22 protein-coding genes and 1 riboswitch are annotated in these 21,598 nt (G+C 41.4%); of the genes, 5 read left to right on the forward strand and 17 right to left on the reverse strand.

Annotated features, from left to right (window positions below):
- Positions 1–61 precede the first annotated feature (61 nt).
- From LP316_RS10105 to LP316_RS10120, 4 genes are all read left to right on the forward strand, one after another.
- Positions 62–1,474: an alanine/glycine:cation symporter family protein gene (locus tag LP316_RS10105; protein ID WP_226960716.1), complete on the forward strand. Its 1,413-nt coding sequence runs from the start codon at positions 62–64 to the stop codon at positions 1,472–1,474.
- A gap of 51 nt (positions 1,475–1,525) precedes the next feature.
- Positions 1,526–1,894 (forward strand): STAS/SEC14 domain-containing protein, encoded by a 369-nt coding sequence (locus LP316_RS10110; protein ID WP_193020863.1) that lies wholly within the window; start codon positions 1,526–1,528, stop codon positions 1,892–1,894.
- Between the two features lie 62 nt (positions 1,895–1,956).
- Positions 1,957–3,246 (forward strand): DEAD/DEAH box helicase, encoded by a 1,290-nt coding sequence (locus LP316_RS10115; protein WP_193020864.1) that lies wholly within the window; start codon positions 1,957–1,959, stop codon positions 3,244–3,246.
- Positions 3,247–3,401: 155 nt separating this feature from the next.
- Positions 3,402–3,902 (forward strand): hypothetical protein, encoded by a 501-nt coding sequence (locus LP316_RS10120; RefSeq protein ID WP_226960717.1) that lies wholly within the window; start codon positions 3,402–3,404, stop codon positions 3,900–3,902.
- Positions 3,903–3,932: 30 nt separating this feature from the next.
- On the opposite strand, the gene LP316_RS10125 is transcribed toward LP316_RS10120, so the two are convergent.
- The 9 genes from LP316_RS10125 to LP316_RS10165 form a co-directional block, all read right to left on the reverse strand.
- Positions 3,933–4,727 carry a DUF4239 domain-containing protein gene (locus LP316_RS10125; RefSeq protein ID WP_193020866.1) on the reverse strand — a complete coding sequence of 265 codons (795 nt, stop codon included), beginning with the start codon at positions 4,725–4,727 and terminating at the stop codon, positions 3,933–3,935.
- 76 nt (positions 4,728–4,803) lie between these two features.
- Positions 4,804–5,271: a GNAT family N-acetyltransferase gene (locus LP316_RS10130; protein WP_193023877.1), complete on the reverse strand. Its 468-nt coding sequence runs from the start codon at positions 5,269–5,271 to the stop codon at positions 4,804–4,806.
- A gap of 28 nt (positions 5,272–5,299) precedes the next feature.
- Positions 5,300–6,265, reverse strand: a complete 966-nt coding sequence (locus tag LP316_RS10135; protein WP_193020868.1) for a calcium/sodium antiporter — start codon at positions 6,263–6,265, stop codon at positions 5,300–5,302.
- Between the two features lie 55 nt (positions 6,266–6,320).
- A complete protein-coding gene (locus LP316_RS10140) occupies positions 6,321–6,779 on the reverse strand; it encodes a phosphate-starvation-inducible PsiE family protein (protein ID WP_226960718.1) in 459 nt (152 codons plus the stop codon).
- Positions 6,780–7,209: 430 nt separating this feature from the next.
- The gene (locus LP316_RS10145; protein WP_193020871.1) at positions 7,210–7,653 is read right to left on the reverse strand and encodes a hypothetical protein; all 444 of its coding nucleotides are present in this window, start codon (positions 7,651–7,653) and stop codon (positions 7,210–7,212) included.
- A gap of 105 nt (positions 7,654–7,758) precedes the next feature.
- Positions 7,759–8,178 (reverse strand): hypothetical protein, encoded by a 420-nt coding sequence (locus tag LP316_RS10150; RefSeq protein WP_193020873.1) that lies wholly within the window; start codon positions 8,176–8,178, stop codon positions 7,759–7,761.
- A gap of 795 nt (positions 8,179–8,973) precedes the next feature.
- Positions 8,974–9,222: a hypothetical protein gene (locus LP316_RS10155; protein WP_193020875.1), complete on the reverse strand. Its 249-nt coding sequence runs from the start codon at positions 9,220–9,222 to the stop codon at positions 8,974–8,976.
- 52 nt (positions 9,223–9,274) lie between these two features.
- Positions 9,275–9,781: a hypothetical protein gene (locus LP316_RS10160; protein WP_193020877.1), complete on the reverse strand. Its 507-nt coding sequence runs from the start codon at positions 9,779–9,781 to the stop codon at positions 9,275–9,277.
- A gap of 585 nt (positions 9,782–10,366) precedes the next feature.
- Positions 10,367–11,260 (reverse strand): GGDEF domain-containing protein, encoded by an 894-nt coding sequence (locus LP316_RS10165; RefSeq protein WP_193020879.1) that lies wholly within the window; start codon positions 11,258–11,260, stop codon positions 10,367–10,369.
- A 293-nt stretch (positions 11,261–11,553) separates the two neighbouring features.
- Between LP316_RS10165 and LP316_RS10170 the strand changes: the two genes are divergently transcribed.
- A complete protein-coding gene (locus LP316_RS10170; protein WP_193020881.1) occupies positions 11,554–13,521 on the forward strand; it encodes a monovalent cation:proton antiporter family protein in 1,968 nt (655 codons plus the stop codon).
- Positions 13,522–13,567: 46 nt separating this feature from the next.
- Here LP316_RS10170 and yghU read toward each other — a convergent pair whose 3' ends face one another.
- From yghU to LP316_RS10210, 8 genes are all read right to left on the reverse strand, one after another.
- Positions 13,568–14,419: a glutathione-dependent disulfide-bond oxidoreductase gene (gene yghU, locus LP316_RS10175; protein WP_193020883.1), complete on the reverse strand. Its 852-nt coding sequence runs from the start codon at positions 14,417–14,419 to the stop codon at positions 13,568–13,570.
- A 14-nt stretch (positions 14,420–14,433) separates the two neighbouring features.
- Positions 14,434–15,585: a patatin-like phospholipase family protein gene (locus tag LP316_RS10180; RefSeq protein ID WP_193020885.1), complete on the reverse strand. Its 1,152-nt coding sequence runs from the start codon at positions 15,583–15,585 to the stop codon at positions 14,434–14,436.
- Positions 15,586–15,743: 158 nt separating this feature from the next.
- A complete protein-coding gene (locus LP316_RS10185) occupies positions 15,744–16,100 on the reverse strand; it encodes a DUF3718 domain-containing protein (RefSeq protein WP_226960719.1) in 357 nt (118 codons plus the stop codon).
- Between the two features lie 59 nt (positions 16,101–16,159).
- A riboswitch (cyclic di-GMP riboswitch) is annotated at positions 16,160–16,244 on the reverse strand.
- Between the two features lie 202 nt (positions 16,245–16,446).
- On the reverse strand, positions 16,447–17,103 hold the full coding sequence (locus LP316_RS10190; RefSeq protein WP_193020887.1) for a 3-oxoacid CoA-transferase subunit B: 657 nt from the start codon (positions 17,101–17,103) through the stop codon (positions 16,447–16,449).
- Between the two features lie 9 nt (positions 17,104–17,112).
- Positions 17,113–17,829: a CoA transferase subunit A gene (locus LP316_RS10195; RefSeq protein ID WP_193020889.1), complete on the reverse strand. Its 717-nt coding sequence runs from the start codon at positions 17,827–17,829 to the stop codon at positions 17,113–17,115.
- A gap of 14 nt (positions 17,830–17,843) precedes the next feature.
- Entirely contained in the window at positions 17,844–18,767 is a 924-nt protein-coding gene (locus tag LP316_RS10200) for a hydroxymethylglutaryl-CoA lyase (RefSeq protein ID WP_193020891.1), read from the reverse strand.
- Between the two features lie 3 nt (positions 18,768–18,770).
- Positions 18,771–20,771 (reverse strand): acetyl/propionyl/methylcrotonyl-CoA carboxylase subunit alpha, encoded by a 2,001-nt coding sequence (locus LP316_RS10205; protein ID WP_193020893.1) that lies wholly within the window; start codon positions 20,769–20,771, stop codon positions 18,771–18,773.
- A gap of 6 nt (positions 20,772–20,777) precedes the next feature.
- Positions 20,778–21,596, reverse strand: a complete 819-nt coding sequence (locus LP316_RS10210; protein ID WP_193020895.1) for an enoyl-CoA hydratase/isomerase family protein — start codon at positions 21,594–21,596, stop codon at positions 20,778–20,780.
- Positions 21,597–21,598: the final 2 nt, after the last annotated feature.

Genomic DNA, 21,598 nt, shown 5'->3' on the forward strand with positions numbered 1-21,598 from the left:
ACTACGAAACATCGTGAGATTTTTGTTAAGGTACTAACATCTCAGCAATTTAGGTTTTAGTATGATTGAACAATGGGTCGACACCCTCAATGGCTATTTGTGGAATGACATTTTAATTTATGTGTTAATTGGTTGTGGTATTTGGTTTAGCTTAAGATTAAAAGGCATTCAGTTTACTCGTTTTATTCATATGTTTTCGGTGCTAAAAATGAGCACCCAATCGTCAAGTCAAGGCATCTCTTCTTTCCAAGCATTATGTACAACGTTAGCTGCTCGTGTTGGTACGGGTAACCTCATGGGGGTTGCTGTTGCTATCTCTTTAGGCGGCGCTGGCGCGGTTTTTTGGATGTGGGTTATCGCTTTTTTAGGGATGGCGACGGCATTTGTTGAAAGTGCTTTGGCACAACTTTATAAAGAAAAAGGCGAAAATGGTGAGTTTCGCGGTGGCCCTGCTTATTACATGCGCAAGGGCTTAAATAGTAAAGCAATGGCGATTACTTTTTCGCTGTGTTTATTTTTTGGCTATGGCTTTGTGTTTAGTGCCGTACAGGCCAATTCTATCGCGCAAGCGTTTCAGGGCTCATTTGGTTTTGAACCACTGCATACCGGAATTGTCATCACCATAGTCGCTACCGCCATTATCTTAGGTGGTTTGCGTCAAATCGCGCGATTTGCCGAAATTACCGTACCGTTTATGGGGCTAGCATATGTGTTAGTCGTAGGCGCTGTATTGATCATTAATATTGAGCACGTACCTGCTATATTCTATAGCATCATAGCATCAGCCTTTGGTTTAGAAGAAGTTGTCGGTGGCGTATTTGGTGCAGCATTGCAAGGTATAAAACGCGGCTTGTATTCTAATGAAGCGGGTATGGGGTCATCACCCAATGCGGCGGCTGCCGCAGTGCCTTACCCGCCGCATCCTGTGTCTCAGGGCTTTATTCAAATGCTAGCGGTATTCTTCGATACTATCGTGATTTGTTCGTGTACCGCATTTGTTATTTTACTCGCCAAGGGGTCGGTCAATTCAGCTGAAGGTATTCAATTAACCCAGCAAGCATTAGCACTGCAAGTTGGCGACTGGGGACGTGAGTTTATTTCATTTGCTATTTTGGTCTTTGGCTTTACCTCAATTGTTGCTAACTTTGCATACGCTGATAACAACTTAAAGTACATTAAACTCGATCACTTTATTGGCCGATGGTTTTTGCGTATCGGCTTTTTAGTTATGCTTGTCATTGGCTCTCAAGCCACGTTAACGCAAGTCATTGCACTGGCCGACTTGTCTGTTGCTATGATGACTTTGGTTAACGTCACTGCGATCATCTTACTGACTAAAGCGATCGTATATATTACTCGCGATTACGACAAACAATTAGCCAGTGGCCATATCCCAACCTTTGGTGTCGATCGACAAAAAGAGCTCGAGCTTGGCTTAACTGAGGGAATTTGGTCAAAACGAGATAAATCGTAAGTTAGCCGCTACAATGCTAAGAGTTGTTTATTCGTTGTTAAGGTAAAACCTATGTTACACGTAACGTTACAACCCAATTATGGTATTGCTATTTTAGAGCCAGACGGTGCACTTAGCGAAGCTGATTTTTTGGAAGCTAAGGCGATTATCGACCCGTATATTGCGGAGTCAGGTGGTTTAAAAGGCGTGATGATCTATACCAAGGAATTTCCCGGGTGGGAAAGTTTCAATGCTTTACTCACCCATTTGAGCTTTGTTCAAGAGCATCACAAGTTTATTACCAAAGTCGCTTTGGTTACTGATTCCGTTATTGGCAACCTGATTACGCCTTTGGTAACCCACTTTGTTAGCGCTAAAGTACAGCTATTTGCCTACGAGGATGCTCAAAGTGCAAAAGCGTGGTTACTCGATAGTGAATAAATAAACGCGTTTATTCAAAGAGTTTGTTATAATCGCGCCGATTTTCATCTTGAGGTACAAACATGAGTGTTGATGCTATTGGCTTATCGGCTGATTTATTGAAAGCTGTTAAAAGTTGCGGTTATAAAAATCTGACACCGATTCAGCAAAAATCTATTCCTTTGATTCGCAAAGGCGGTGATTTACTTGCTAGCGCACAAACGGGAACCGGTAAAACAGCGGCTTTTTCTCTACCTCTTATTGATTTAATTGCACCTAAAAAAGCTAGCGGTAATCATCATGTTAAGGTGCTTATTTTGACGCCTACCCGAGAGTTAGCGCAGCAAGTACACGACAACATTACCGCCTATACTCAGTTTATGGAAGTAACGGCAGGCGTGGTTTACGGCGGTGGCGCTATGCCGAGCCAAAGCAAGATGCTAAAGCAGGGCGTTGATATTTTAATTGCTACACCGGGGCGATTATTAGAACACACTGCGCTTAATAACGTGAGCCTTGCGGGTGTTGAACACGTTGTGTTAGATGAAGCCGATCGCATGTTAGATATGGGCTTTTTGAGTGATATTAATCGGATATTCGATTTGATAAAGCACAAGCATCAAACCTTGATGTATTCAGCGACATTTTCAAACAAAGTAAAAACCTTAGCCAATCAAATTTTACAAACGCCAAAAACCATTGAAGTTGCGAAACAAAACTCAACTTCAGGTAAAGTTAAACAAGCGGTTTATATAGTCGCCGAGTCACGTAAACGCGAGTTACTGTCTGAAATTATTGGTGTCAACAATTGGCAGCAAGTGTTGGTTTTTGCTGGTACCAAAGAAAGTGCCAACATTTTAGCTAAGGAGCTAAAGCTCGACGGTATCAAAGCGGCGATTTGTCACGGTGATAAATCACAAGGTGCGCGCAACAAGGCGCTTGATGATTTTGCTGAGGGTAAAGTAAGGGTATTAGTAGCAACCGATGTTGCTGCTCGTGGCTTAGATATTCCCGATTTACCGTATGTGGTCAACTTTCATTTACCGTTTTTAGCTGAAGACTATGTACATCGGATTGGCCGAACGGGGCGCGCAGGTAAAACGGGTACGGCTATTTCACTAGTTTCACCTAAAGATGAAAAGTTTTTAGCGAATATTGAAGCGTTTATCAAACGTAAGTTTGACCGTATTGTGTTACCAGGCTACGAAATGACGGCATCACAAGAAGCGGAAAACTCGACAAAAACCTACGAAAAGCCCTCGCAAAACCGATATAAAACCACACAGGCGAAAAACCGTAAAATAGCCCAAAAGAACAAGCAAAAGAACTCGGGTAATCGCTCGGTAACGAAAGGGCGCAATAAACGACGCTAATGGAGATCACCAGCGACCAACAGCTCAATTCGATGATCGGTATTCCCTTTGAGTACCGTCATTGTTGTTGGTTTTGCGGTGAGCCGTCCAACCGATATTTTTCCTTTCCTAATAAACACCATTTGGTGGTCAATTGCGTTCACCCGGTTGTAACTATGCCAACGTGTGGAGAATGCCATCGCTTTGCTAGTAAAGCGCAAGTAAACGATATTTTTGCGGTGCGCAGTGAGGTGAAAAAAATGCTGATCCATCACTATCGCAAAGACTTAGCAATTGGCCTTAATTGGACCAAACAAGCGTTAGAAGAGAGTGAATTTGACGGCGGCAACTTTGAAGGTTTTAAACGCAGCGCTTGGTTTATGTATGAAGTCGCAAAAGGGCGGGTTAACTTTCGCGCTTGGCCGATAGAAGTCAATGGTATAGCCCTTGAAAACCTGCTAATTGAGCAAGAGTTTAGTTTTGATGGCATGGTATTTCCGCATATTGATGCCGCTATTGCGCATTACGCCAAGGCGTTTCGTTTAGACAGGTACTTTCTAAAACGCTTGGTATATCAACTAACAAGCGATAAATTTTCACGTGCGGTGAGTCTTGCGCGTATCCATATTGATGCAACCGAGCAAGAGAAACAGGCCATACTTCGCGCACTGAGCTAAGCATACCTGTTTCGGTATAACGCTTCTTCGCTATTGCTCTTTTGAGAACCGAGTCACTAATTCATCTAGCGGCATCCGATTGATATTCCAAATACCGTAAAATGGGTGGTCTAAATCTTCTATGATCATATAAAGCAAATGAATTGCCACTGTAAGGCTGACAACAATGGCAATATGAACGTACATATTTTGCACTGCGAGCATCATAAAAGCAGCCACCAAGACGATAGACATAAAAACCATTAAAATTTTTAGCCTTGGGGGAAGTTTCTCGTTTGCCAGAGAGATCCTTCGTGTGCGTAACTTTGTTATATCAGAAATGTTTTCGATAATTGCCGTGAAAACTACGCTGTCACTATCTGCATTGACTGTAATTTCTTTGCTTTTGCGCATAATTTCATAGAGCTCATCTGAAGTGTCAGAGTCCATGGGTTGACGAGGAACACTCATTTCAAGCCATTCTTTATTCAGCAGTGAGTAGGTGTAATTTGATAATGCTTTGCGAATGTTGTTCTTGCGCTCTTTATTGGTATCGTTTAAATAAATGAGAAAGTCGCGCACGGTTTCTATAGCGTTTAGTTCGTTTTCTATCACTTGGCTAAGATCACTGTATTTCGTCAACACAGTGACTAAAAGAAAACCTGCAACGATAGCGTAGACAATGCCGAAGACACTAAAAAATGCACTCCAAGCCGAAATATCGTTAAACATGCCATCGTACTGCACATGTTCTTTGATTAAGGATAATACTAGCGCGGTAAACGCGCCTGAGATAAACAGGGGGACAATAATTTTTATCAATTTTTTTGGCGTCAGTATTTGCATCTAATCACTCTTATTTTGGTTTGCGTAGTGAAGCCTTTATGACTGCACATAACTAGTATGTATTGTTATGTAAAAGTTAATCAAGCGAATCCAACAATTTCGTCATAAAGCAACTGTGAATATTTTCTTGATAGTCACCAAATGGGCCGCAATAGTGAAAATTGAATTTTTCATACAGACGACGTGCAGGTATGAAGTAATCTTGGCTGCCAGTTTCTAAGCTAACTTTTTGGTATCCTAATGAATGGGCATGTTGTAGTGCATGCGCTAGTAATTGGCTCGCAACACCCGATTGCCTAGCGTGCCGCGCCGTCCTCATCGATTTTATTTCGATATGTTGCTGACAGAGTGTTTTTATTGCAACACACCCCTGTAAAGTATTCCCTTGCCACGCACTAAAAAAGCAAATTTCGGGCGATTTTAACGCTTGAACATCAAGGGCGTGAACACATTCAGGTGGCGAGGTTGCATACATATCTTCAAGGTGCTCTTCAAGCAATGCTATAACTTGTCCGTCTTCGAGGTCATCTCGTTTTATTTTCATCACGTAATTTTGTTTTTTAGATAAATTGTTAATTGGCAAATATGGTGAAGCTAAGCCAAACGTAGCCAACGTAGCCAGCCAATAATAGTAGAGCTTCGATACGACTTAACTGACGCCTAGAATAAAGAAAGTAAAGTAATAGGGCGGATACAAGTAGCATAACCCACTGATCAAATTGTACTACTCTCAATGAAATCGGTAATGGACTAACTATCGAAGAAATACCTAAGATCCCTAGTACGTTAAATATATTACTACCCAAAACATTACCCACGGCAACATCAGCATGACGGCGAATTGCGGCGATAAGTGAAATCGACAACTCTGGCAATGAAGTACCAACGGCGACAACGGTTAAGCCTGTTACTGACTCAGGTACACCAAAATGATTTGCTATTGATGTGACACCCAGTAAAAATGCATGGGAGCCAACGAGTAAGAGTGATAAACCACCTAGTGTTGCGACCGTTGTTAATAAAGCAGATTTAGGGATATGTGCCAGCTCTTTAGCTTCGGCTTTGTGAAGCTTTGCTGAAGGGGCAACACGGTACTTTTCACTCCAGTACGCCCAACCAAGGTAACACAGCAAAACGGCTAGTAATAATGCTCCGTTAGCTCTCCCTAAATGACCGTCAACAACGAGTCCTATAAACAGAGCGCTTGCTACTATTACCATAACCGCATCTCGTTTTATTGCTGTTATATTGACATTAAGCGGAGATATTAAAGCACATAAGCCAAGTATGAGTAGTATGTTACCGATATTGCTGCCAACAACATTGCCGATAGCGATATCTGCTTGACCATTTATTGCAGCATTTAGCGAAACGACTAACTCGGGTGTTGATGTACCAAAGCCAACAATCAGTAGACCGCTTAACAGCGGCGAAATGCCAAAGCGTTTAGCAACGGCAAGTGAACCACGAATAAGTAATTCACTGCCGACGATAAGCAAAGCAAGCCCAGCAAGAAAATATATTATGTGTAAAGCCATTTAGTTGCTTGGAACCTTAATTAAATATCAAAAAGCTTCGAGGAACTACTAGCAATTAGTTTTTCGCATCATGACCTAAATTATCGCTTTCTACAGCTAGTTTTTCGCGTTGGTAGACAATCACTGTAGCAACACGCAGCGCACCGATAACAAATAAAAATGCTGACAATGCATAAAGCATATCCGGCTTGATTTGGTGTTTGAATAAGGCAATCAAGATTTCTCTAATAATGAAGACAATCGCCGCATCGAGGATAAACGTGAGCCTGATTTTATGAATGTTAAAATATTCAACCAGTGATCTCGATAACTCTATCATTACATAAAGCGTTAATACATCAGTGATGATGTCAATGTAGTGGCCTGTTATGCCCTCAAAGGCGAAGAGCTTCCAAGTGGTTACGAGTAGCTGAGCTGTACCAATGGCAATCCCGATCATAATAAACAAAAGTATGATCGCAAAGACAACATCTACCGATTTGTCGAAGTAAATTTTAATTTTTTCACTTATCACAGTCGCTTTCCTAAATTAACGAGTAGACATTAAGCTAAACAGCTAATTTGTTTATATATTTTTAATAAATAGTGTTTGTTAAATACCTACAGCTAAGCGTAGTCAAAAAAGTATCTAGTGTATATAAAAAGTGATACGTTCACCCCATTAAAACAACAGCAAGCAAAAAACGAAAATGGCTAGGTAAATAAAATAACGACCAAGCCTTGAGGTTACTGCCACCTGTTTGGCATGGGGAATGTGAATATCTCTAATAATTTGATCATTAGTTTTACCTGCGCAATGAGGACAAATTAGGTTTTCAACTTTGTATTCCAATCCGCATTTATTGCACTTGCTTGTTGGGTCTCTTGTAAATGTGCTAATCATCTTGGTATCGCCATGTAGCCGACAATTTTACGCGTTAGTAATAGCGTAGGTTGACGCCTAGTTATAGGTTAATTGGATAAATAGCAAATGATGGGATCCCTTTGGGGTGCACTACGCGGTATTGTCGCTGGATATCACACGCTTTAATTTCCCACACGTAATCGAATAGCCCAGACGTTATTTGGGCTCCCGAATTATCAGTATCTGATACTGGGTCGAAATTTCGAGTTTGCAGGAGCTCAAGTGATTTACACTCTTTATTGTTGATTAATTCCAATATTGAAATGTAATCGAGTGACCAGCGAATGTCTGCTTCGTTAAGCATCTTGTTTGGCACTATCATGCTGGTTTCACCTTTCCAGTGTTCGCGCAGCTGAGATAGTACATTGTCTGGTACAGGAATATTTTTACCGTTGAGGTTAAAAATATTTGAACTGCGCGCGAGAGATTCTTCTGATATAGCAAGAGCGCTAATTACTAGCAGAGCAATGATTATCCGTTTCATTAAAAACCTATATCCTTATACTTAGAGAGTCATGTTACTCAGCTATTTCGTTAAACTTAGCTGAGCCAATTATTAATGGTTCAATACTGTAGTTAATTGAATGTATTACATTTTATCTAATAGCTCAAATATTTGATTACGTTGTTCTGATGAAAAAGCGTAATAACTAAACTTAGTTTTACCGTAAACCTTGTTATAGATAACAACTTGATGGGGCAACAATTTCGTAATTTTATAGCCTTGATAATCACTATGGTTGATTTCTGTTACAACGTTCTGAAATTTATATATTATTTTATCGTTATCGAAGGCTAAATATTGAGAGCCACCTGACTGGGTAAATTTAAGATAAAACAATGTGGATAGGGTAAACAGGCCTGCAATAGTAGCATTGATAGCAAAACCAATGTCGTATGAAAAAAACATCTCTAAAGCTATTGCCGCTAATAAATACCAACCAAGAAAGCATATAGCTTCATAGCACCTTGAAAAGTAATCTTGAAAGCGTGATTGAACAAACTTCACATAACCTCCATGTAATGCTGATGCTGTGTTGGCACAAAGTAAAACCTGTATTAGCTAAAAGTAGCCAATAAAGTAAGCAATATATAAAACTGTGAAATAGCTAGAAACGAGTAAATGACAACCCAAACCAAAGTAGTGCCAATTGCTCCAGTGCGCCGATTTACGGGTAAACGTGCGCTGAAAACTTTTGAGAAATATAATGCCAAAATGAAATAGGGCATAGGTAAGAGTTAGGAGCAATAAAACTAAATAACCCCAACCTATATCTCCATTTATGACGAGGTAATTGCCTACCACCAGCGCAATAAACCAAACAAGGTAGAGTTGCCACCAAAATGGCGCTTTGACTAGATGAAAGAATGAGGGGTTAATGTTCAAAGTAGATTCCTTTCTCGTTAGCGCCGTGGAACAGCGCCTATTTATAAGTTAAACACTAATCATCGGGCTTTTACGGCCGTTTATTCAAGGCTTAGTGGGTGACAGTGTTGAATAACCTGACAGCATAAACTTGTTTTCTTAATTGATGAATAGAAATTTCCATAAAGTACCATAGTTTTAACAGCTCAATGCGATGTCGTCTTGAATGCAAGATGCAAATTGCTCAAAGAAAGCTGATTACCCCATTGATGAGAATAAGTAATGAACAGAAGAAAATTGTCATGAAAAGCCATTTTATCCCTCTGTTTTCTTTATACAAGCTTGGAATAACTGACGCTATACTGGGGAAAGGAGCTCGGCCAAAAGCGGCTAATAAAACATACCCAGAAATCAACATATTCAATAAACTGACAAATATTACATCCATATTCCCTTTTCCTTTTGTTCTTTTAAAACCGCTATTGTTTCTGCTCTCATAGCCTCAGGGGCTTTTTCCAGAATTTCCGCTGCGATTGGCCGCATTTCTAGAGCATCACCTACTTTCATCGCCTCCATTGCCATTTTTACCTGGAGGTGATGCCTTGCATTACTTGCAAGTGACCATTTAGCAGAAGAAGCCGTTAAAAATAAATTAATATCTTGGCGATCATCTAAATAGTTAAGCACCCCAATTAAAGAATAATTAAACTGTCTAATTGAATGTTTGTAAACCAGAGAATTAACCTCTCGCTCGCAATTTATTTAACTTCTGTGCCCCAACTACAGGGTTAATTAAAAAATATAACCCTATGGCGATTTCAAACAGGTAACCCAATAGCCAAGATAGTAATAATGCATATCCATGTTTTGGATTGAAAAAAGAGACAGCCATTGTAGGTAACTCTGAAACACCAGAAACGATAAAATAAACACCGATTATTTGTAATAGGATCTCTTCGTTTATCACAGCACTGTTGCGCTCAGACGATTTAGCATTAGCAATAATAGAATTAGACAAACGAAATATAAAAAATGAGACAAAAAGGCCTAATAAAAGAAAAGAACCAACTATCGTAATATATTTGGTGCTGTTGAAATCACCGTTAGAGTATTCTAGCAAACGAATGTTTCCTAACATTGGCAGAGTATAAGTAACGACGCTCACCAGTAGGTAGATTCCAAAAAGTTTTAACGCAATTGCGGTAATATCCTTTGCTTCCATAATCTCATCTTCTTGTATGCTCATAGTCAGAGGCTAATAAAGCTTGGCTAAACTGTGAAGTGAAAAGGAACTGCGCCAAGCACTAGCAGTTTCGTACTTCATTGCTCTGCTATACAGTAACCGATTGATTATTGGTCAACACAATATAATAAAAAGCAGACGCTATCACTATCAGCCCCACAACCGAACACCAAAAGCTTTGTTGATTTCGCCCAACTACAGCGTTAGTTTGATTCGCCTTTGGGTAGTGACCAAACGTTATAGCTTTACAAACAGGCCAGCCAATCCAATAGCAAACGGTGTTAAAAAATATTTCAGCAAGCAAATAACCGACTGCTCGGAAAAATCCGCTAATTATGTCTTCCATTTAAAATACCTAATGCCTGATATCCCTAACTAGGGCAGATAAATACTCTATATTCCTAAACTACCAGAACTTGTCAGTATTTCAATGGTTTATCAATGTGCTCTTGTCGGTTTTGTTTCGGGGAGAAGTGATAATGCTATGTAATGTCGGGAATCACGAAAAAGAAAGGTGCTCATATCTTGTCAGTTGATGCCCGAGGCATATGTTGACGACCTTGGATGTTAGATATGAGCACAAAGTCGTTAAACGATACGCAGTGGTTTTCTAGGTTGTGATACTTTTTGTTTGTACAAACCTTGATCAGCACGGTTAAAGAAGTTGGCTTCGTTGTCGTTGTTATGTAAGAACGAAAAACCAATGCTTGCGCTAACATCGTATTTGGCAAGCAATGAGTTCATTTGGGTTTTGTGATGAATGCGAGCTTCTATATTGCTGACCGCTTTTGTGTCTGCACCTTCAATGATAACGGCAAATTCATCGCCACCAAAGCGAAATGCAGTATCGTAATCCCTGATTGATGCTGCCAAGACTCGTGAAAACTCTTTTAATACAAGATCGCCTACATGATGGCCATGGGTGTCGTTTATTTGCTTAAACTTGTTTAAATCAAGTAACATCAAACTAAGCAAATTGTTATTGCGCTTGGCGTGGTTAATCGATTTTTTCAGTTGATCATCAAAGAAGCGTCGGTTATTGAGGCCAGTTAAATGATCGTGCATCGCTAATTGATTGGCTTGGTGTAACAATACCGCATTTTTAAGTGGGTAGGCTAAAAAGCGGTGTAACTCTTGTAAACAGTCGAAACTTGTCACGCTAAATTTTTGGTTTACATGATAAGTTAATACACCAATGAGTTCTTGATTGATTTTTAGTTCGATTTGCTCTTTGTATTTACCAGGGCGGCTGCCACGCATATTGGCAACGCCATCGCGATGTTGAAAATTTAAACCGGTAAACTCAGCATATTTTGAAGCTTCCATGGCAAAGCGGTTGATTAAACTTTCAAAACACAATGTGCTTTGTAATTGCTCAACTAAGTTTAATAATCGCTCTGAAGAGATTAATGGATTTTCATTAAATAATTGAAAAGCATTAAAACTCGACGACGAATTTTCAATAATATTTAACGTTTGCATACTGTCACCCTTATTTACCGCTAGCCTAGCTATTGAAAAGATTTGCAAAAATCACGCCGCTTATAGCGCTTTTAATATAAAAAAATATTACCTTATGTTTTTTATGGTAATTTTTGCTAAGCTTTAGTTGGTGTGTTGCAGTGATTTTTTGAATGTCATAAAAATGACAACAAGATGTTGCCGTTATTGCCGTGTTTTTGCCGTAGTGATTTTTTAAAAAATTGCCACCTGTCATGATTTTTCCGATGAGTTTGATATATTGAACTCGTCAACCTTTACTGTAAGGAAGCTTTGTGGGTACGTATTTAGAAGTTGTCGTTATCTTAGCGTGTGCTGTAGGTCTTGTTTGGTTATTCAGAAAACTCAATATGCCTGCGATTCTTGCCTATTTAGTGGCCGGGATGCTTGTTGGTGAACACGGTTTAAACTTTACTCACAACAATGTTGATTTAGAGCACTTTGCCGAATTAGGTATTGTTTTCTTACTTTTTACACTGGGCTTGGAGTTTTCACTGCCCAAGCTAATGGCCATGCGTCGCCTAGTATTTGCCGTAGGTAGTGCTCAAGTAGCCATTTCTATGCTGCTATTTACCTCCATCGCAATGTTATTAGGGCAAAGCTTTAGCAGCGCCTTTGTTATAGGTGGTGTGTTAGCACTATCATCTACCGCTATTGTTATTCGCCAGCTCAGTGAAACCGGTGCAATGAAGCGTAAATCAGGCCAGCTTTCTGTTGCTATTTTATTATTTCAAGATATCGCGGTTGTCCCATTACTCATTATTATCCCGTTGCTAGCCCAACCGAGTGAGAGCTCGATGGTTTTAGCTTTAGCGGTTGCGCTAGTTAAAGGCGTTTTTGTTGTTGGCTTATTAATGTTGGTCGGTAAGTGGATTTTACCGCGGATATATAACCTAGTTGCACAAGTAAGAACCGATGAACTGTTTGTTTTGACCACTCTATTAGTAACCTTAGTGGCTTCTTCATTAACCTTATGGTTTGGTTTGTCGATGGCACTTGGCGCATTCTTAGCCGGGATGATGCTTGGTGAGAGCCAGTATAAGTATCAATTAGAAGCTGATATAAGGCCTTATCGCGATATCTTATTAGGCTTATTTTTTGTCACTGTCGGTATGAAGTTTGACGTCAGCTACTTGCTCAATAACCCGATTGATATGTTGGTGCTATTAGTCTGTTTTATGCTGTGCAAAGTGGCGATCATTTACTATTTAGCAAAACGTGCCGGTGAAAATGCAAAAGACGGTTTAGCCAGCGGTATTATGCTTTGTCAAATGGGGGAGTTTGGTTTTGTCTTAATTGCACTTGCTCGCCAGGTAGATGTGATCCCGGTTGATATAGCGTCTATTTTAATTGGTGTCGGTGTGATCTCCATGGCGATGACGCCGTACTTGATTGAAAACGCGCGTAATTGGTCATTAACATTAACCAAAGAGAAAAAAGAAAGTTACGCTGAGCTACAAGAGCTGCCACAAAATACTGAGTTAGAAGATCACGTGATAATTTGTGGTTTTGGTCGTGTAGGCCAAACGATAAGCCGGTTTTTGAAACAAGAGGGTATGGACTTTGTCGCAATAGACATTGACCCACTGCGCACTACTAAAGCACGTGAAGCGGGCGAAAATATTTTATTTGGCTCATCACGACAAACTGAACTTTTACATGCGGCAAAAATTGATAAAGCAAAGCTAGTGGTTATTACTTTTGGTGAAGACAAACAGTCAGCAGATGCTATCCAAAGGGTCAGGGCACTCTCGCCAGAAGTCCCCATTTTAGTGAGAACTCGTAACGACGATCAGCTAGAAATGCTCAAATCAGCTGGTGCTAATGAAGTTGTGCCAGAAATGCTAGAGGGCAGCTTAATGCTAGTCTCGCAGGTACTGTCGTTATCAGGTGTTTCGTTTTCTCGAGTGGTACGCTTGATGCAAAAAGAGCGCAAAAGCCATTACAATCACATGCATGGTTTTTTCCAAGGTGAGCAAACAGATATGAGTCAAAACGTGATCGAGCAACGCGAATTTGCTCATGGTATCACGTTAACAGAGAACTCATACGCTGTTGGTAAGTCGATTGGCGAGTTAAATTTTGGTTCAAAACGCATTGATATACTTACCCTTCGCCAAGGTGAAGAGGAAATTGACTTACCCGATGAAAGCATCGTGTTGCAAAACCAAGATACCTTAGTTATTCGCGGTAAACCAAGACGCGTTGAGTGGGCTGAGCACTTTATTCACGAGGGTGAGTAACTCAGCTTGCCCTAATATATTTGTATCGCTGTAACGACACCCTATGCTATAGCCGTTTACCGCTAAAATCAGCCGCATCGTGACGCTCAATCAGTTGCTCGTCTGGCTCGCCCCATGCTTTATTGACGATCCTGCCGCGCTTAACGGCTGGGCGTTGGCCAATAAGCTGACTCCAACGATTAAGGTGGGCATAGCGCTTTACATCTAGAAATTCAGCTGCTTCATATAAGCCGCCGTCAACCAGCACACCGTACCAAGGCCAAATAGCCATATCGGCAATGGTATAGTCATCACCACAGATATAAGTGTTGTTCGCTAGGTGTTTGTCGAGTAAATCGAGTTGGCGTTTCACTTCCATGGTGAAACGCTCAATTGGGTATTCAAATTTTTCTGGTGCATAGGCATAGAAGTGGCCAAAACCACCACCCAAGAAAGGACCTGCACCAACTTGCCAAAATAGCCATGATAAACATTGGCTTCGACCTTGCGGATCTTGAGGTATGAATCGGTTAAATTTTTCGGCAAGGTGTAACAATATCGCGCCAGATTCAAAAATTGGCATTGGCTTATCGCCTGAGTTATCGACTAATGCTGGTATTTTTGAATTAGGGTTAATATCGACAAAGCCGCTAGTAAACTGATCGCCTTCCATAATATTCACGCTGTAAGCATCGTACTCAGCTTCTGTAATGCCTAGCTCCAGTAGCTCTTCAAACATTATGGTGACTTTTACGCCATTTGGTGTAGCGAGTGAATAGAGTTGAAAAGGGTGCTTACCTGAAGGCAATTCACGCTCTTGTCGTGCGCCTGCCGTAGGTTGATTAATATTGGCAAATTTACCGCCATTACCAGGTTTGTATTGCCACACTTTTTCGGGCGTGTAAGGTTTATTCGCCATGGTTAGTTTCTCGTCTATATATTTAAAAAGGCTCTTAATTCTTGCTCTTTCGCTAAGCCGTCTTGATAACCTATTTTCATCAATTTTTTAGTAAAGGTATTTTCAAACAGTAGATAACTGATCAAACTCGACTCTGAATCATTGGTGATACCAACGCTTCTTAATAGCATGCGTACAGAAATGGGTAGTTCATTAAAATGCTCAACGGCAATGGCATTAAAGTCTTGGCTTGGATTAATGAGTAGCGTTTTAACTTGCTTAAGCCCATGAGGCGACTCAATACCATGAGACTGCATTAGCGCTAGCGATTCATTGACTCTTGCTAGGCGTTCCAGATCACTTTGTAGGGTGTCAGCAAATACCGAATCAAGCATATGGCCTGCAATGGTTGAGCTCGTAGGTGGGTGTGGATTATTTTCTAAACTAAACAAGGGTTGATGAGGTTGATCAACGCCTATGATTAATATTTTCTCTGCACCCAAATGGATGGCTGGGCTCAATGGTGATAATTGATGGATTGATCCGTCGCCAAAGTGTTCACCGTCTATTGAAATTGAAGGAAAGACTAATGGAATCGCTGCCGAGGCCATTAAGTGTTCAGTATTTATCTGACACGGCTTACCTTTGCGCTTGGCTCGTTGCCATGGCTCAATGCTATTTGCCGATTGAAAAAAACTGATTGAATCACCTGTGGTATAGCTAGATGCAGTGACAGAAATAGCAGTTAAGTAGCCGCGTAAGATGTTGTCGTCAATGCGTTTAAAGTCGAACACTTTTTTAAGTAATTCACGAAGTGGCGCATTGTTTAATAAACTGTGTGCCCGCTTGATTGAGTAGTCGGCTTGAAAGCTCGCTAAAATACCACTGCCCAAATAGCCAAAGGCACCCCAAGCATCACTTTGGTAGACGTTTTTAGTTCTTAGGTTTTTCCATACCCATTCAAGCTTTTTTACCCCTAGATGGAAACATGAGGCGTAACAGGCCATTGCTGTGGCGTTAATTGCGCCAGCAGAAGTACCGCAAATGATTGGGAATGGAATGCCGTGATTGCGAGGCATGAAGCGAGTAATTGCAGATAACACACCAACTTGGTAGGCCGCACGCGCGCCGCCACCGGTGAGAAGTAAGGCTTGTCGATTACCTTGATAGGTCTTTTTTGACGACATATAAAACACGGAAGAATATCAGCGACAACAATAACCACACAATATTACAAAGTTATTGCTATATAAAGAAAAAAAAGCCAGCTTGCGCTGGCTTTTTTAGTTCTATCAGACAAAAAGATTCATTAGAAAACATTATTATTAACGTCCACTAAGGAACCTTAACTGCTTACGCGTTCGTTCGCAGCGTCAAATAAAGGTGTACCTGACTGAATCGCCGCTAGGTTAGCTGAAACGGTAGACTTTGGTAATTTAGAAATCATCAAAGAACCTGTTTCGACTGAACCACGATTTGCGGCAAACTCTAACAAGTTCTGACCATTACATTGAACACCGTCAAAAATAGTGCGTATTTTCAACTTGTTCGATTTCAAGTATGAACGCATGCGTTTCTTGTCATCAGCAGCAACAAATTCACAAATATTTTGAGCAATATTTGAAGCTTGAGCTGTAGGTGCCACGAAGGCAGACGTTAAAGTTAAAACTGTAATAGTAGAAGCTAGTAATAATTTTTTCATTTTTTAATGACCTTATAAATTGTTGGGCTTAAAAAAGAAAAAACCACTGGTTTTACCTTATAGGTAACTCCGCTGTCATAGGCTTTCGCCCTTAGACCGGTGGCTTTGCGTAATACACTTTCGCGTATTTTGCCTTTTCTTTGTCCACTTCAGGTTAACAAAACTGTACGTTATTGCAACACTTTATGTCAGATATTTCCTAGTTTACCTGGTGCTCAGACCTGTTAAGGTACATAAATAACAGATTTTATTTACTTTATTCTTGAATGTTTAACTGAAAATTTTCACCTGAAAAATAAAAAAGCGAGGGAAATACCTCGCTTTTTAACAATATTCGCTAGCGAAATTAAAAGGTCATTTCTGGAACGTTATCTGGTATAACTAGTTCGCCTTCGGTTAATTTAGCTATTTCTTCAACACTCACCCCAGGTGCGCGTTCAAGTAGGTGGAACTTACCGTCTTTAATTTCTATAAAAGCAAGATCCGTCAGTACTTTCTTGATGCAACCTTTACCAGTAAGTGGTAATGTGCAGTTGCTCAGTAGCTTAGATTCGCCGTGTTTTGACGCGTGGGTCATGGTGACAATAATATTGTCTGCACCAGCAACTAAATCCATTGCACCGCCCATGCCCTTAATTAACTTACCTGGGATCATGTATGAGGCGATATTACCGTTTACATCAACTTCAAACGCGCCTAATACGGTGAGGTCAACATGGCCGCCGCGGATCATGGCAAATGATTCAGCTGAATCAAAAATTGAAGCGCCCGTTACATGTGTAACGGTTTGTTTGCCAGCGTTGATTAAATCAGCGTCAATTTCTTCTTCTGTCGGAAACTGCCCCATACCCAATAAGCCATTTTCAGATTGTAGCATCACTTCCATGCCATCAGGCACGTAGTTAGCAACAAGGGTAGGGATGCCAATACCTAAATTAACGTAGTAACCATCTTGTAGCTCTTGTGCTACACGCATTGCGATTTGTTCACGTGATAATGCCATGGTAATTCCTTATCCTTTTGCTGTTTCTAAACTGCGTACTGTTCTATTTTCAATGCGCTTTTCGAACGTACCTTGAATGAGGCGGTCAACGTAAATACCCGGCGTGTGTATTTGATCAGGATCTAACTCACCAGGCTCAACAATTTCTTCAACTTCAACAACGGTAATTTTACCTGCGGTAGCCGCCATAGGGTTAAAATTACGTGCGGTTTTGCGATAAACCAAATTGCCGTAACGGTCGGCTTTCCACGCCTTAACAATGGCAAAGTCGCCCTTGATAGATTCTTCAAGAATGTATTTTCGACCGTCGAATTCACGCTCTTCTTTACCTTCAGCTACCGGTGTACCGTAACCCGTTGCGGTAAAAAATGCCGGAATGCCAGCACCACCAGCGCGCATTTTTTCAGCTAATGTACCTTGGGGCGTTAATTCAACTTCTAATTCACCGCTCATCATTTGGCGCTCAAACTCACCGTTTTCGCCGACGTATGAAGCGACAATTTTTTTGATTTGGCGATCGGGTAACAAAATACCTAAACCGAAGTCATCAACACCACAGTTGTTTGAGACAACCGTTAAGCCTTTTGTGCCTTTGCGTTTTATTTCTGCGATTAGGTTTTCGGCAATACCACATAAACCAAAACCACCCGAAATGACTGTCATGTTATCTTCTAAACCCGCTAGGGCTTCTTCATAACTACTGACAACTTTATCAAAACCTGCCATTTTACTTTCCTCTTTTATTCTTGTTTCGCGCGCATTGCTTGCGACACTTTCGAGATAGGCGCGCGTCCTAATTTGTCTGAAATAAACCACCCAGCTTTGAGTAATTTCTCAAAGTCGATGCCGCTATCAATCCCCATACTGTTGAGCATGTAAACAACGTCTTCAGTAGCAACATTTCCCGATGCGCCTTTAGCATAAGGGCATCCGCCTAAACCAGCAATGGCACTATCGACTACCTTGATGCCTTTGCCAAGCGCAGTGTAAATATTGGTTAACGCTTGGCCGTAGGTATCGTGAAAGTGAACGGCGAGTTTGTCCGCTGGTACTGCGGTTAACACGTCGTCAAGCATTGCTGACACCGATGCTGGTGTACCTACACCAATGGTATCGCCAAGCGATATTTCATAGCAGCCCATTTCTAATAGCTTTTTAGCTACCTTAGTTACTGCTTGTGGCGAGATATCACCTTCGTAAGGGCATCCGACGACACATGACACATAGCCACGAACGTTAATACCTTTAGCTTTGGCTGCATCCATAATGGGAGCAAAGCGAGCTAAACTTTCGTCAATTGAGCAGTTGATATTTTTCTGGCTAAAACTTTCTGAAGCTGCGCCAAAAATAGCAACCTCATCAACGTTAACGGCCATCGCTGCCTCAAAGCCCTTCATATTTGGGGTTAATGCCGCGTAGGTAACACCTGCTTTTTTATTAAGCTTGCTAAAGATCTCGCTCGATGTTGCCATTTGAGGCACCCATTTAGGCGAGACGAAACTACCACTTTCAACATAAGACAAACCTGATTCGGCTAGCATGTCGATTAAAGCAAGTTTATCGTCCGCGCTAATCAAGGTTTTTTCGTTTTGTAAGCCATCACGTGGACCTACCTCGATGATTTTCACGTGTTTTGGTAGCAGATTTTGTTCGCTAAACGACATCGCTTATTCCTCGATTGGCTCAAAACCTAGTAACTCTGCGCCACCATCAACCATATCACCGGCGCCAAAGTATAATTCAGTCACTTTGCCTTTTGCTGGTGCTTTGATGGTGTGCTCCATCTTCATTGCTTCCATGATCATGAGCGGTTGGTTAGCTTCAACAATATCGCCTTTTTCAACCAATACCGTCACCATTGTGCCGTTCATTGGCGCAGTTAAGCCACCTTGGTCTGTTGCGTCGTTGTCACTGCCTAAATCCGGTAAAATTTGGAAGAAGTTAAATACACCGTTTTGGCGATAGAGGCTAATTTGCTCTTGGTTTTGGGCTATGGTCGCAATACTGCGATAGCCATTAATATTTGTCGTTAATACATCGCCATCGATCTGGCCTTGGCAATCGTATGACTTACCGTCAACTTGAATGTTAAAACCGTGGCGTTTTTGCTCTACAACCACATCATAAGTTGTCTCATTATGACGTAACCCAATGTGGTGAATGTGTGGCTCGTTCAATCGCCAAGCATTGGTTTGATGCCATGGTGAGTAAGGATCTGTTGAACCTTTTGCCGTGGCTTTTGCTTTATTCTCGTTAGCTAAAACAAGATATAACGCCGCCATCGGTAATTCTTCAGCCAATGATTGCTCGTCATTATGGAAGATTTTATCTTGATGCTTTTCAATAAACCCTGTATCCAACTCTTCATCTATAAATGGTTGACAGGTTGCGAGGTTATAGAGAAAGTCAATGTTTGTGGTAACGCCATTAATGCGGTATTCACTTAACGCTTTGGCTAGACGTTGAAGTGCTTTGTTGCGATTTTCATCCCATACGATCAGTTTTGCGATCATCGGATCGTAATACACACTAACTTCATCGCCTTGACGAACACCGGTATCAACGCGGACAAATTCAGATTCCAGCGGTGTAGAAAGGTATTCTAAAACACCTGTGGCAGGTAAAAAGTCGTTGTCGGCATCTTCGGCGTAAATACGCGCTTCAAATGCGTGACCTTTAATTTGCAATTGCTCCTGAGTTTTTGGCAACACTTCATTAGCGGCAACGCGTAATTGCCATTCAACCAAGTCTTGGCCTGAAATCATTTCAGTGACTGGGTGCTCTACCTGCAAACGCGTATTCATCTCCATAAAGTAGAATGAACCGTCGACATCGAGTAGGAACTCAACAGTACCTGCGCCTTGATAACCAATAGCTTTAGCCGATTTTATTGCAGCTTCACCCATTTGCTGGCGCAATGCTTCGCTCATGCCAGGTGCTGGTGCTTCTTCGATCACTTTTTGGTGACGACGTTGCACTGAGCAGTCGCGTTCAAATAGATAAACCGCGTTGCCGTGATTGTCACAAAAAACTTGGATTTCTACGTGGCGAGGCTGTGTTAAGTATTTTTCTACTAACATGGTGTCATCGCCAAAGGCATTGAGCGCTTCGCGTTTTGCTGCGGCTAAGCCGTCGCTAAATTCTGCTTCTGACCAGACTTGACGCATTCCTTTACCACCGCCACCAGCGGTCGCTTTAAGCAATACCGGGTAGCCCATGTCATCTGCAGCTTGTTTGATCACTGCTTCACTTTGGTCATCGCCATGGTAGCCAGGTACTAATGGAACATTAGCTTTTTCCATGATCGACTTAGCAGCCGACTTAGAACCCATCGCTTCGATAGCGCCAACAGGTGGGCCAATAAAGATGATGTTGTTTTGTTCACACAAGCGACAAAACTCGGCATTTTCTGACAAAAAGCCATACCCTGGGTGGATAGCCTGTGCGCCGGTACGCTTGGCTGCTTCAATTACCCGTTCACTTAATAAGTAGCTGTCACGTGAGGCGCTACCACCGATGTGAACCGCTTCGTCAGCCATGTTAACGTGCAGGGCATCTGCATCGGCATCTGAATAAACGGCAACCGTTAAAATGCCAAGCTTTCTTGCTGTTTTTATAATGCGGCAAGCAATTTCACCACGGTTGGCAATTAAAATTTTATTAAACATGATGATTTATTCCTCGCTGTTGCTATGCCAAGCAGGGGAGCGTTTTTCAAAGAAAGAGCTCAAGCCTTCTTGTCCTTCATCGGATATACGAATAGCAGCAATGCGTTTACTCGTTTCAGAAATTAGTGCTTGATCTATGGTTTGGTATGCTATGTCGAATACCAATTGTTTTGCTTGGCGCATCGCTATAGGGCCATTTGCCAACAAGGTGTTGATCATTTTATCAACGCTTTCATCGAGCTGCTCTGGCGTGGTAACTTCATCAACTAAACCAAGTTGCTCAGCTTTATCAGCGAAAAAGCGTTCGGCTGTTTGGAAATAACGGCGCGCCGCTTTCAAGCCAATGGCACCGACAACATAAGGGCTAATGGTTGCAGGAATTAATCCAAACTTAACTTCTGACAAGCTAAAACTTGCTTTTTCACTGGCAATAACGATGTCACAACAACTCGCCAGGCCAACTGCGCCACCAAAGGCCGCTCCTTGAATTTTGGCAATGGTTGGCTGTGGAATAAAGTTTAACGCTTTTAGCATATTAGCTAAGCCGTTAGCATCGTGAAGGTTTTCTTGGTAGCTATAGTTAGCCATACGCTTCATCCAACCTAGATCTGCACCGGCACAAAAGCTTTTACCATTGGCCGCTAACACCATTACACGAACGTTTTCATTTTTCGCAATGTCAGTGAAAATAGTGGTTAGTTGAGCGATTATATCGTCATCAAACGCGTTGTGTTTTTCGGGGTTGTTTAAGGTAACTGTTGCTACACCACGGCTGTCGATATCGACTAATACCGCTGCTTCGTTTTTTGATATTTCTTGTGTCATAG

Origin of the sequence: Thalassotalea sp. LPB0316, assembly GCF_014898095.1 — a bacterium.
In the GTDB taxonomy this organism is placed as follows: domain Bacteria; phylum Pseudomonadota; class Gammaproteobacteria; order Enterobacterales; family Alteromonadaceae; genus Thalassotalea_G.